The following is a 12,576-nucleotide window of genomic DNA, read 5'->3' on the forward strand; positions in this document are numbered from 1 at the left end:
TCCGATCGCCTCACAGTGTCTTTACAAGACTTTGCAGATACTTCTTGAAATCTGCACCGAGATCCTTCCTGCGCAGGGCAAACTCAACGGTCGCCTGCAAAAAGCCAAGCTTATCTCCGAGATCGTAACGCTTCCCCTCAAAGTTATAGGCGTAGACCGCTTCACGCTGTGCCAATACCTTGAGTGCATCCGTGAGCTGAATCTCGCCTCCCTTGCCTGGCTTTGTCTCGCTGAGGAGAGAAAAGATCGCGGGGCTGATAATATAGCGTCCAAGTACTGCCATACGGCTGGGCGACTCCTCCAAGGTCGGTTTTTCCACCATATCAGAAACGCGCATCAGCCTCTGATTATCTAGTACCTCGCCCGCAACAATACCATACGATGAGACTTGCTCATCGGACACTGTTTGACAGCCGAGTACCGAGCCTCCCCGCTCTTCGTAGACGTCGATTAACTGACGCAGTGCAGATTTTTCAGGATGATAGACAACATCATCGCCCAGCAGCACAGCAAAAGGCTCATCTCCGACAAAGCTTCGTGCACAAAGAATAGCATCGCCTAAACCGCGCATATATTTCTGCCGAATATAATGGACATTTACGTCCGTAGTCTCGCGTACGAGAGCCAGAAGCTCCGTTTTTCCCTTTCGTTCAAGTTCATGCTCAAGTGCCGGCGCCGAGTCAAAATGATCCTCAATGGCACGTTTGCCATGACCGCTGATGATCAGAATATCCTCAATTCCACTAGCAAGTGCTTCTTCCACAATATACTGAATGGTCGGTTTGTCCACAATGGGGAGCATTTCCTTTGGTGTTGCCTTTGTGGCAGGAAGAAACCGCGTTCCATACCCTGCCGCGGGAATAACTGCCTTACGTATGTGCTTTTCTTTCATTTCATACACGCTCCATCCATTATGTAAATAGAGCGCGAGGTTATAGAGAACCTCGCGCTTTGCTATCGCTCTTTCGGTCAGCGTTCCAAAATCCCGAGTATGGCTGCACCAATTTCCGAGGTCTTTGCAGTGCCCCCAAGATCCGGCGTCAAAGTCCGCCGCTCCACAAGCAGTGTTTCGATTGCAGAGAGAACGCGATCTGCCCACATGGACTCCCCGAGGAAGTCGAGCATCTGGCTGATCGACCATATTGACGCCAATGGATTGGCAATCCCCTGTCCCGCAATGTCCGGTGCACTCCCATGAATTGGTTCAAACATCGACGGGTACTTCCGCTCCGGGTTGAGATTCGCACCTGCCGCAAGCCCCATCCCACCGGCAATCGCAGCCCCAAGATCCGTCAGAATATCACCGAATAGATTACTCGTGACAACAATCTCGAATCGTCCAGGATCCTTGACAAAGAACATACTTGCCGCATCGACAAGGAGGCTGTGCGTCTCCACATCAGGATATTCCCTGCCAATCTCCGCGAAGATCTCATCCCAGAAGACCATTGAGTACCGCAGGGCATTTCCCTTGGAGATCGAGGTCAGAGAACGCCTCTCTCTGCGTGCAAGCTCATAAGCATAGCGAATGACGCGCTCACAGCCATGCCGCGAGAAAACACCCGTCTGCAGAGCCATCTCGCGTTCCGTTCCTGGGTAGAGATGTGCGCCGACATTCGCATACTCCCCCTCACTATTCTCGCGTACCACAATCATATTGATATCTGCCGGTGATACGTCGGCAAGCGGACACGGAGCACCCTTCAAGAGCCGAACGGGACGGAGGTTGATATACTGATCGAACCCACGCCGAATCTGAAGCAGAAGCTCCCCCAAAGAAATGTGATCCGGTACCCCCGGATAGCCAACTGCACCAAGATAGACGGCGTCAAACGGCTTCAGGATATCCAGTCCATCTGCCGGCATCATTTCAGAAGTTTTCAGATAGTATTCGCAGCCCCATGGGAAGTCCTGAAAATCAACGGTGAAATTACCGTCGATTTGAGCAATGCCGGCAAATACTTTCTTTCCTTCTGCAATGACTTCGGGGCCAATTCCGTCGCCTGCAACCACCGCAATATTAAAATGCTTCATTGATTTTCCCCCATATCAATCCATTTCAAAAAGAGAAATTAGGGTATCGCTAATAAAATGATGTCCGTCAGATTGGTACAGATTTTTCGTTTGAACGAGGTGAAAACCGAACGCAGGGGATGCTCTGCAGACGATTTTCCGCCGAAGTGCGGGCAAAAAAGATGCGTCAAGATGGCGGTGCTGAATCCATCAGCGATTCCCTAGAACGCCTCTGCGATCGCCCGAATCAGGAGTGCTTCCTGCTGACGAGGAAGCCCACTCTGATGGAGTGCTCGACCAAAACCAATCAAAAAATCAATCTTCTGCAAATGTGTCAGCGTTGTATTATCGTGCAGCACCTTCGCAATCGCACGCATCCCCGCAACACTCGGATCTCGCTGAAGCTGAACCTCCATGGCAAGCTGTCCGGCAAGAATATGACGGCGTACTTCATCCGAAATACCGGCAAGATCGTCGCCCGTATTCTGCACACTCTGGCGTGTATCCAATGCTGGAACACCATCTGGTCGTACAGAATGTTCCGCTACCGGCGTCCTATCCCTGACAGGAGCAACGGCAGGACGTTCTTTGGACACACTGTCCAGTGACTCAAACCGCTCCGGCTGCGTCGCTGCAGCACCATCTTCTGCAGAAGGTGACAAAGAAAACGCATCCTGTGGGAGCTGCGCATAGTGTGGACGTGCAGGAGGCTGCTGCTGCGTCGCTGCGGCAGACGCAACGGATGCAGGTGCGGCAACAGAGTTTCTCCCTGCACTGCCCATTTCCTGCTGCCGGATATAGGAGACTGATGTATCCGGCAATACACCGTGTTCTGTCCCCTGTTGAGCAGAATACCCCTGTGACGTTGGCGCCGTGACCTGCACTCGTTCCTGTGCTTCCGGAATGGTCGTCTGCATGCGCGGCGTATTACCGCTCCCCTGCACTGCTGCCGAATGCTGCTCTCCCGCAGGAGGTGCAGGGACATACATACCGCCGAACCCTGCAGAATACTGTCCATACCCCTGTGACGTTGGCGCCGTGACCTGCACACGTTCCTGTGCTTCCGGAATGGTCGTCTGCATGCGCGGCGTATTACCGCTCCCCTGCACTGCTGCCGAATGCTGCTCTCCCGCAGGAGGTGCAGGGACATACATACCGCCGAACCCTGCAGAATACTGTCCATACCCCTGTGACGTTGGCGCCGTGACCTGCACACGTTCCTGTGCTGCCGGAACGGTCGTCTGCATGCGCGGCGTATTACCGCTCCCCTGCACTGCTGCCGAATGCTGCTCTCCCGCAGGAGGTGCAGGGACATACATACCGCCGGAACCTGCAGAATACTGTCCATACCCCTGTGGTGTTGTGGTTGCAGGAGGCTTCTGCATATCAGGATACATGACTGCATCTGTTTCGGACGCAGGATTCTGCTCGGTGGGAAGAACCGGTCTTTTGGGTCTTGGCGGCGGTACCGGACGATTCATATTTACGTCACCGACCAGTTCCTTTACGGGACGCCCCTCTTTCGCCGCCAACTTCTCTTCGCGTCTGATGTCCTCTGCTGTGATGATCACAGGTTTCGGCTTTTGTGCGGAAAGGCTGAATGATGGATCGCTGTTGCGTGCGGCAAGACGCGCATCAACGCTCTCCCAACGAAGACGCGCCGGCTGTGCCGCCTTCACCTGCGCCGATGCCGGTGAAGATGTCATAGAGGCTTTCTTTTGCGTCGATATGGACGCCTCATAATGATCTTCTGTGGCAGACTCTTCCACGGCGGCCTTTTTTTCAGGATCAGTGACCAGTCGATGCGCGTGAAAGAGTTCCTGCGAATCCACTGTCCCCGGTGTAGCAGCATATACGGTACTGGATGAGAGCGTAACCAGGACTGCCGCTGTGAGCATTGTTTTCTTCGATGTCATATTCATTGATATTTCTCCTTCAATTTTCCCTCGTTATGAAAACAACTGCTCAAGGCAGTGTATGCAGCGTGCGTGCGCCCGCCAAGAAAGCAGAGACAGAGGATGCTCGCAGCTGTGGATTATCAATGAGTTCAACCCCATAGCGTGCACCGTACCTATCACGGAAAAAGAGCACCGCCATCTGCCTGTCTGTTGTTGCCGTAGCATCTGGTGTACCATCACCATCTTCGTCAATCTCAACTGCTTTCGCCGTCATGGCAAAAATCGCCTTATTTCCCTCGGTCAAATTGGTGAGCATAATGCCCTCGTAGCCATTGCTGCCCATAATTTTCGACAAAAGCTCCGCTGCCTGTTCAGGATCAATGGTATTGAGATTCGGCAGTGCCTCCTCTGGAAAGGCATTCACAAGAATCACCCACGCATATTTGATATGATACTCCTCATTCTCAAAAATCAGGATCTCACCTTCTCGATTTTCAAAAAGTGCGCTGGCTGGAATTACACCAACAGGTCGCTGAGGACACATGATCTGATACCGATATGTCGTACTCTCGTAAGGATAGGTAAGTATGGGCTCCGCATGACTTTCCATCGACTCTTGAACGTGATCCGCTTCTGCTGCAAAAACATACGCCCCTCCGGACAGCAAAATAACAGCACTGATGAGCGATGCTATTTTTTGAAGAACTTTCATCCTGAGCTACTCCTTATGATCTCGCGTATCATGGCAAGGGCCTTTTGAACAGACGCCTGCTTATTTTCAATCCGTGTTCCGAAAAAGTTATTCTTTTCGACGACTGTATGCTTTGGGATGGATACCGCAATATAGACCAGACCAACGGGTTTCTTCTGTGATCCTCCATCCGGTCCTGCAATCCCTGTAATGCCTACGCCAATATCCGTCTGCATAAGCGTCCGCACACCCTCTGCCATCGCACGTGCAGTCTCCTCTGAAACGGCTCCATACACAGAGAGCGTCTCCTCTGCGACATGAAGAATACGAGTCTTCACATCATTGGAATAGGATACAACACTTCCCATCACATAAGACGAACTCCCTGCGATATCTGTCAACGTACTCGTAAGGAGTCCACCCGTACAGGATTCTGCACACGAAATTGTGAATCCACCGTCCGCAAGCGCTCTTCCCACTTCTTCGGACATAGCTGCAAGATCCATTAGTCCACTCTTTCTCCCACAATATCGTATGTAAATCCCTGAAGAAGACGTACGCATACAATATCGCCGACACGGCTCTTTGTATCGCCCTCTATATAGATCTGACCATCCACCTCAGGTGCCTCACGATAGGAGCGCCCAACGGCAATTGCTTGCTGTTCCGCATCACGTCCCTCAATCAAAACATCGACTTCATGATTCTCAAGACCTATGTTGATTTCCTCGGAAATCTTACTCTGCAGACTCATGAGATCATGGTAACGCTCCTGCATAACCTCCTCTGGAACCTTGTGCGCCATCACCGCAGCAGGTGTATCCTCCTCCTCAGAGTAAGTAAAGATTCCAACCTTGTCAAACCGTTGTTCTTCAACAAAGGCACGGAGTGCCTGATAGTGTGCATCCGTTTCGCCGGGAAAGCCAACAATGAATGTCGATCGGATCGCAACCCCCGGGATGCGTTCGCGCAGTTTTTTTATGAGTTTTTCTACGCCTTCACACGTATCCGGACGGTTCATCGAACGCAGAACGGCATTATGTGCATGTTGGAGCGGGAGATCAATATATTTCACAACCTTTGGCTCGGTTGCAAATACATCGATGAGCTCATCGGTAAAGTACTTCGGATAGCTGTAGAGCACGCGAATCCATGCAATCCCTTCGATCTTCGCAAGTTCTCGGAGAAGCGTGGGGAGCATCGGTTTCTTATAGCGATCAAGGCCATAGTTTGCGCTGTCCTGTGCGATCAGGACGATTTCGCGCACGCCTCCCTCCGCGAGCTTGTGCACCTCTGCAGCAATATCCTCCATCGTTCTGCTGCGAAAACTGCCCCGAATGAGTGGTATCGCACAGAATGCACAGTGATGATCACAGCCCTCAGCAATCTTGACATACGCAGTATAGTTCGGCGTTGTGCGCAGACGAGGCGTCTTGGCATCATAGATGGTCTCATCTTTTCCTGCAATCAAAAGACGGCGCCCCTTGAGCGTCTCCTGAATAACCTCCATGATACGGCTCCATGCCCCTGTACCAATGATTGCATTTGCCTCAGGGATTTCATCAAGAAGCTGCTGTCCATAGCGCTGACCAAGACAGCCCGCCACAATGAGGCTGCGGCAGCGCCCAGTTTCCTTATAGTCCGCCATCCCAAGCACCGTCGTAATGGACTCTTCCTTGGCAGACTGAATGAACGCACAGGTATTGACAATCAGGATATCTGCCTCCGCAGGCTCATTGGTGATCTCAATGCCATGCTCCTTCATAATTCCGAGCATGACCTCTGTATCCACGAGATTCTTTGCACAACCAAGACTGATAAATCCTGCCTTCACTATAAAACTCCCCTCCGGCTTACGTCATTCTCCGTAAAACCGCACCTCTTTGATCCAGCGATCTAGAAGAATCTCCTTTTCCGCCTTACTAAAATACGGACGATTTTTAAATAAGCTGATATTTTTCCCTGCAAACATCTGATAAGAAAGCGTCATAGGGTTCGTCATCAAAAAAAAGAAATGATGCTCTGCGAGTGCAAGCTGCGCCTCATCCGTGAGCAGCCAATCCGCAAACACCTCTGCTGCATGGATATCGCGCTTTGACGAGCGAAAGACAAGCCCAACACCATAAATGACGGCGGATGTGCCATCCACAGGATAGAGAATACGGATGGGGTATTCGTCATGCACATAGCGCAGCGTCTCACTGAGCACGGCAATCGAAAGATCCACTTCTCCCATACCAGCCTGTCGTACAGGTGTGTGCAGATATTTGGAATACTGGATAATCTTCGGCTGTATTTTACGCCAAGTCTCAAAGGCGCGCTGATCCCCATACTCGGCAATCATACTGTAGAGAAGATTCGACGAAGCATCGGCGGCCATAAAGTCAGTCGTACCGATGCGGATGTCCTGCTGCTGTGCAAGCATCTGCCACGAGTTCGGCAGATCAAGATGCGTTCGCAGATAGTCCTGATTGACGGCAAAGACGACCGGATCATACCACACGCCCGTCCAGTAACGATTGGGATGACGGAATGTGTCCGGAACCTGATCACTTTTTTCCGAGATATAGGGCACAAGATAGCCGGCAGCGGCGGCACGATCCAAGGTCTCACGATCCATCAGAACAAGCACCGCTTTTCCATCAACAGATCCCGTGGACTGCTCCTGCAATCGCTTTAGAATTTGCTCAGATGAGAGCTGAACGAAGTTAACGCGAATATTATATTCTTTTTCATATTCCTCGGACAACGCTGCTGCAATCTCTGCCGGCAACGATGTGTATGCCGTAAATTCCTGCATGGGATGGCGCTGCACACCGGATTTACCAGATGAGAGAAATGTTGAGCCCACAGCGATCATCGTTACGAGGAGCACCACCGTCACAAGAACGAGCGTATAACGCTTCATGAGACATCCTCCTAGACTTCTATCTATTATAAACAATTCCCAAAAAATCCACAAGCCATTTTAGGAAGCACTGATAAATTCCGCCCCATCATCTTGACGGCCCTCATTGTATCAGAGATTTTTTGACACGATGCTGCGCTGTGCAAGAAATAGAAAAGATGCCTTCACAACCGAAAGGCATCTTCAACGTATACAGTTACTTTGCAAGATGTATTTTTGTCTGAGCGACAATATGCTCCGCCGTAAGTCCAAATTGCTTCAGGAGTTCGGCAGCAGGACCGGAGTGACCAAACGCATCGCGAACGCCGATGCGGTGCACCGGGACGGGATAATTCTCAGAGAGAACGGAACAGACGGCTTCACCAAGTCCGCCGATGATGTTGTGCTCCTCAACCGTCACAATTCTGCCGCATTCCTTTGCCGCTCGAATGACAAGGTCCTCATCCAGCGGTTTAATCGTCGCCATGTTGATCACGCGTGCATGAATGCCCTCCGCCGCGAGCAGTCTGCCCGCCTCAACTGCCTCCGGAACGAGAATGCCCGTCGCAATGATCGCAGCATCCGCCCCATCCTGAAGCACCTCGCCCTTGCCAATGGAAAATTCATAGGACTCATCATGATAGACAGGCGTTGCCGCACGTCCGAAGCGGATGTAGACAGGACCGTCCATCTCGTATGCTGCGCGCACCATCTTGCGTGCCTCTACATCATCCGAGGGACACATGACCGTCATGCCCGGAATCGAGCGCATGAGGGCGAAGTCCTCACAGCACTGATGCGATGCACCGTCCTCACCGACGGATATGCCGCCGTGTGTCGCGCAGATCTTGACATTCAGATGCGGATACCCAATGGTATTTCGTACCTGCTCGTATGCACGTCCCGCCGCAAACATGGCAAAGGTGGAGACAAAGGGGACGAGCCCCATCGTCGAGAGACCCGCACCGACATCCGTCATATTGCATTCCGCGATCCCGCAGTTAAAATGGCGCTCAGGAAACACCTTCTTAAATGTCCCCGTCTTCGTTGCGCCGGCAAGGTCGGCATCCAGAACGACAATATCCGCATGTTCCTTGCCGAGTTCAGCGAGGGCGTTCCCGTAGCTGTCACGCGTTGCAATTTTTTTCACATCTGCCATGCTCATGCCTCCTCAATCGCCTGACGAATCGCAGCAAGTTCCGAAAGCCCCTGCGCGAGTTCGTCGTCATTGGGAGCCTTGCCGTGCCAGCCGGCCTTGTTTTCCATATAGGAGATGTCCTTGCCCTTGACCGTTTTCATCAGAATAACGGTTGGTTTCCCTGTTCCCTTATGCGCATGGAATGCCTTGAATGCCTCTTCCAGAGCTGTGTAATCATAACCGTCAATCCAAAGCACCGCACAGCCAAACGCCTCGAACTTCGCGTCAATCGGTGCCGTATTCATGACATCCGCCGTTGCACCGTCAATCTGGAGACCGTTCACATCCACCGCAATACAAAGATTGTCCAGCTTGTAGTGAGCAGAGAACATGACTGCCTCCCAGACCTGCCCCTCAGCAAGCTCGCCGTCACCGAGAAGTGTATAGACATTGATGTCCTTCCCGAGATATTTTGCGCCCTTCGCCATACCTGCCGCCGTCGAGATCCCCTGTCCAAGGGAACCGGTAGACATATCCACACCCGGCGTTAGATTCATATTTGGATGCCCTTGCAGACGCGAATCGAGATGACGCAGAGTCAAGAGTTCATCCACGGGGAAAAAGCCACGATTGGCAAGCGTCGCATAGAGACCGGGCGCGACGTGTCCCTTCGAGAGCACAAAGCGGTCACGGTTCGGATCCTGCGGATTTTTCGGATCAACGCGAATTTCCCTGTTATAGAGATAGGTAAAATACTCCGTCGATGAAAGTGAACCACCCGGATGCCCGCTCTTTGCCGCATGTGTGCTGCGCAAAATTCCCTCGCGCACCTTCACCGCAAAAAGCCGGAGTTCTTTCTGTTCAGCTGCCGTCATAAAACTCCTCCTCGACCAACAAAGAAATCATTATACTGAATATATTCTACCTTTTTTTTCACAAACCTGCAAGACACACAAGACGACATTTTTCCCAAAGGCTCCACAATAAAAGGTCGCCTCGTTGAAGCGACCTTATTACACGCTTTAGAGAATCGCTGATAAAATGAAGTCCGTCAAGATGGCGTGGCTGAATTTATCAGTGCTTCCTTAGGTAAGCACTGATAACAGAACAATTTTATCAGCGATTCCTCAGATTTCCATAATAATGGGCAGGATCATCGGGCGGCGGCGCGTCTTATCGAAGAGATAGCGGCTGAGTGCATCGCGCACATTCGACTTGATCGCCGACCACTCGCGCACGTTCTCATCCTCACAGCGGTCAAGCGCCTGCTGAACACGCGCCCGCGCCTCATCCATCAGAGCCTCGGACTCGCGCACATAGACGAAGCCGCGTGAAACAATGTCGGGCCCAGAAACTACACGGTTGTTCTGCCGATCCATCGTCACAACGATGATGAGAATACCGTCCTGCGAAAGCTGACGGCGGTCGCGCAGGACAATGTTGCCCACATCGCCGACCCCCAGACCGTCGACCATGACCATGCCAGACTGCACACGACCAACGACCTGTCCCTTCTCCTTTGTGAACTCAAGGATCTGACCATTCTCGCTGATGAAGATATTTTCCTTCGGCATGCCCAGCTCACGCGCAAGGCTCGCATGCTGCACGAGATGATGATACTCGCCGTGCACGGGCATAAAGAACTTCGGCCGAACGAGATTGTGCATGAGCTTGAGCTCTTCTCGGCTGCCATGTCCGGAGACGTGAATCCCCTTGTCGCGCCCATAGACAACATTGGCACCAAGCTTCATCAAATTGTCGATTGTCTTTGAAACGAGCTTCTCATTGCCTGGAATCGGTGTCGCCGAGATGATAACGGTATCCCCCGGCACAATCGTGATCTTGCGGTGATCGGACGCAGCCATGCGCGAGAGTGCGGACATCGGCTCCCCCTGACTGCCCGTCGTCACGACGACGATCTGCTCCGGACGGAAATTATTGATCTCATCAATGCCGATGATTGTCCCCTCCGGGGCATTCAGATAGCCGAGTTCGAGTGAAATACCGACCACATTCTCCATGCTGCGACCAAGGACGGCGACACGGCGCTTGTATTTCACTGCGGTATCAATGACCTGCTGAATGCGATGGACATTTGAGGAGAATGTCGCAACGATGATGCGCCCGCGCACATTATGAAACGATTTGTCAAACGCCGCTCCAACCGTGCGCTCACTCGCCGTATGCCCCTCACGCTCCGCATTCGTGCTGTCTGCAAGAAGAAGGAGAACCCCCTTGTTGCCAAGATCGGAGAAGCGGCGGAAATCCGTCATCTGTCCGTCGACCGGCGTATAGTCAAGCTTGAAGTCGCCCGTGTGAACAATCATTCCCACGGGCGTCTTGATCGAAAGCCCGACTGCGTCAGGAATCGAGTGATTGACGCGGATAAAACCGACACTGAAGCAGCCGATGTTGATGATGTCCCCTGCCATCACGGAGTGCAGGTTGCTCGAATCCACTCCGTTTTCCTTCAGACGTCCCTCAAGGATGCCGAGTGTCAGCCGCGTCCCGTAGACGGGCACAGGAATCTGCTTCATCACGTACGGCAGAGCTCCAATGTGATCCTCATGTCCGTGCGTCAGGACGATTGCCTTGACCTTATCTCTGTTTTCAATCAAATAGGTAATATCGGGAATGACAAGGTCAATGCCGAGCATATCCTCCTCCGGGAACATCAGCCCGGAATCCACAACAAGAATCTCATCATCCACGCGGATGGCAGTCATGTTCTTTCCGATCTCGCCCAGACCGCCAAGCGGTATGACCTGTACCTTCTGCACATTCTTTCCATGATTGCCACTACGATTTAACGACAAAAAACACACCTCCATAAAATATGAGACATTTCTCCGTCCCTTTTCTCAACACTTGCTCATTCATTCGATCATGAAATCAGAATTCATCCACACGAAAATACAGCGACCGGAGGAGTCCCCTCTATCGCCGCCAGAAATACAGTTTCCACTGATCTTGCTGTAAAAACCGACCGTACAGCAATGCAGAAAACTGCAAGAAAAATGATCCGATCCATTCACTTGCATGTTATTTTACCATTCCAACCACGACAATGCAAATAAAATTTCAAAAGGCACTCCCTGCACGAGCAGAGAGTGCCTGAATTTGTTCCGTACGCAATCAAAAGCGCATGGTAAGACCAACACCGACACCGTTTTCACGTTTACCGTGATCCGGCTTAAAATTGTGATAGTTCACATTGAGATCCAGATTTGCAATCAGAGACTTGTTCAGTCCGACCTGAGACTCGTTGAAATCCTTGCCCGCGATATAGGACGCATAGGCATTGATGCCAAGTATGGGAACGGTCGGCGTGCTGAGCGCCAGTCCGCCGTAAGCATTGCTCTCGTGCGTCAGATCCATGTTCCAACGATAGCCGCCAAGCAGACGGATATTCTGCCCGAAAACATGATACTGCATATAGACATCCTTCGGATTGCCGTATTCATCGCGGTCATTGCGTCCGACACCAACGGTGATCTCATTCGTCGCCTTGTACTCGACGTACGCTTCCTTCGTCCCGACACCAACTGCCGCGTCATGCGTGCCGAGGTGATTGATCGGCGCAGCCATCGCTGCCGAGGAGAGGGAAACGCCGAGGATCGCAGCCAGAACTGCATATTTTTTCATCGAAACTCCTCCTTTCTCATATAAAGATATTATCCCTGCACAGCGTTTGACAAATTTTAGTACAGAATTATGGTTTGATGAATCTTTAGTCCCAACTACTTAGGGAACACTGATAAATTCACCACCGCCATCTTAGTACATCTTTTTTCCCGCTTTTCGTTAGCAAATCCTCCACATTGATGTTGTATAAATAAAGTTGACAACTTCTTCGCAAGGATTTTAGATAAGGTCAAAGAGGAGAAGGAGAGGTCAAAATGGCAGCAAACAGGCAATACGATGACGAATTTAAGGTGCAGGCAATCAA

The 12,576-nt window shown here is 51.6% G+C and carries 12 protein-coding genes; all 12 read right to left on the bottom strand.

All coding sequences use genetic code 11. The features are described 5' to 3' along the window. Nucleotides 1–10: 10 nt before the first annotated feature. A complete protein-coding gene (gene galU, locus C8273_RS11310) occupies nucleotides 11–892 on the bottom strand; it encodes a UTP--glucose-1-phosphate uridylyltransferase GalU (RefSeq protein WP_106627806.1) in 882 nt (293 codons plus the stop codon). A 77-nt stretch (nucleotides 893–969) separates the two neighbouring features. Further along, nucleotides 970–2,034: a tartrate dehydrogenase gene (locus C8273_RS11315; RefSeq protein ID WP_106627807.1), complete on the bottom strand. Its 1,065-nt coding sequence runs from the start codon at nucleotides 2,032–2,034 to the stop codon at nucleotides 970–972. Between the two features lie 200 nt (nucleotides 2,035–2,234). Then, entirely contained in the window at nucleotides 2,235–3,935 is a 1,701-nt protein-coding gene (locus tag C8273_RS13305; protein WP_234344058.1) for a hypothetical protein, read from the bottom strand. Nucleotides 3,936–3,978: 43 nt separating this feature from the next. Next, entirely contained in the window at nucleotides 3,979–4,623 is a 645-nt protein-coding gene (locus tag C8273_RS11335) for a hypothetical protein (RefSeq protein ID WP_106627809.1), read from the bottom strand. Then, on the bottom strand, nucleotides 4,620–5,093 hold the full coding sequence (locus C8273_RS11340; RefSeq protein WP_234344060.1) for a CinA family protein: 474 nt from the start codon (nucleotides 5,091–5,093) through the stop codon (nucleotides 4,620–4,622). The genes C8273_RS11335 and C8273_RS11340 overlap by 4 nt, the downstream gene beginning before the upstream one ends. 14 nt (nucleotides 5,094–5,107) lie before the next feature. Beyond that, the gene (rimO, locus tag C8273_RS11345) at nucleotides 5,108–6,436 is read right to left on the bottom strand and encodes a 30S ribosomal protein S12 methylthiotransferase RimO (RefSeq protein WP_106627811.1); all 1,329 of its coding nucleotides are present in this window, start codon (nucleotides 6,434–6,436) and stop codon (nucleotides 5,108–5,110) included. Nucleotides 6,437–6,460: 24 nt separating this feature from the next. Then, nucleotides 6,461–7,510 (bottom strand): ABC transporter substrate-binding protein, encoded by a 1,050-nt coding sequence (locus C8273_RS11350; protein ID WP_106627812.1) that lies wholly within the window; start codon nucleotides 7,508–7,510, stop codon nucleotides 6,461–6,463. A 196-nt stretch (nucleotides 7,511–7,706) separates the two neighbouring features. After that, a complete protein-coding gene (locus C8273_RS11355; RefSeq protein WP_106627813.1) occupies nucleotides 7,707–8,648 on the bottom strand; it encodes a transketolase family protein in 942 nt (313 codons plus the stop codon). Nucleotides 8,649–8,650: 2 nt separating this feature from the next. Further along, nucleotides 8,651–9,502 (bottom strand): transketolase, encoded by an 852-nt coding sequence (locus C8273_RS11360; protein ID WP_106627814.1) that lies wholly within the window; start codon nucleotides 9,500–9,502, stop codon nucleotides 8,651–8,653. A 252-nt stretch (nucleotides 9,503–9,754) separates the two neighbouring features. Beyond that, nucleotides 9,755–11,458 carry a ribonuclease J gene (locus C8273_RS11365; protein ID WP_106627815.1) on the bottom strand — a complete coding sequence of 568 codons (1,704 nt, stop codon included), beginning with the start codon at nucleotides 11,456–11,458 and terminating at the stop codon, nucleotides 9,755–9,757. A 304-nt stretch (nucleotides 11,459–11,762) separates the two neighbouring features. Further along, complete coding sequence (locus C8273_RS11370) at nucleotides 11,763–12,272, bottom strand: hypothetical protein (RefSeq protein WP_106627816.1); 510 nt, start codon at nucleotides 12,270–12,272, stop codon at nucleotides 11,763–11,765. 95 nt (nucleotides 12,273–12,367) lie between these two features. Continuing rightward, a partial coding sequence (locus C8273_RS13310) for a hypothetical protein (RefSeq protein ID WP_234344063.1) occupies nucleotides 12,368–12,576 on the bottom strand: 209 nt, incomplete at its 5' end.

This window comes from Candidatus Centipeda massiliensis (assembly GCF_900290285.1).
Taxonomy (GTDB): Bacteria; Bacillota; Negativicutes; order Selenomonadales; family Selenomonadaceae; genus Centipeda; species Centipeda massiliensis.

Excerpts from the sequence above, each read along its gene's own strand:
- C8273_RS11335 (WP_106627809.1), bottom strand. The coding sequence starts at position 4,623 with ATGAAAGTTCTTCAAAAAATAGCATCGCTCATCAGTGCTGTTATTTTG.
- galU (WP_106627806.1), bottom strand. The coding sequence starts at position 892 with ATGAAAGAAAAGCACATACGTAAGGCAGTTATTCCCGCGGCAGGGTAT.
- C8273_RS11355 (WP_106627813.1), bottom strand. The coding sequence starts at position 8,648 with ATGGCAGATGTGAAAAAAATTGCAACGCGTGACAGCTACGGGAACGCC.
- C8273_RS11360 (WP_106627814.1), bottom strand. The coding sequence starts at position 9,502 with ATGACGGCAGCTGAACAGAAAGAACTCCGGCTTTTTGCGGTGAAGGTG.
- C8273_RS11350 (WP_106627812.1), bottom strand. The coding sequence starts at position 7,510 with ATGAAGCGTTATACGCTCGTTCTTGTGACGGTGGTGCTCCTCGTAACG.
- C8273_RS11365 (WP_106627815.1), bottom strand. The coding sequence starts at position 11,458 with ATGGAGGTGTGTTTTTTGTCGTTAAATCGTAGTGGCAATCATGGAAAG.
- C8273_RS13305 (WP_234344058.1), bottom strand. The coding sequence starts at position 3,935 with ATGAATATGACATCGAAGAAAACAATGCTCACAGCGGCAGTCCTGGTT.
- C8273_RS11370 (WP_106627816.1), bottom strand. The coding sequence starts at position 12,272 with ATGAAAAAATATGCAGTTCTGGCTGCGATCCTCGGCGTTTCCCTCTCC.
- C8273_RS11315 (WP_106627807.1), bottom strand. The coding sequence starts at position 2,034 with ATGAAGCATTTTAATATTGCGGTGGTTGCAGGCGACGGAATTGGCCCC.
- C8273_RS11340 (WP_234344060.1), bottom strand. The coding sequence starts at position 5,093 with ATGTCCGAAGAAGTGGGAAGAGCGCTTGCGGACGGTGGATTCACAATT.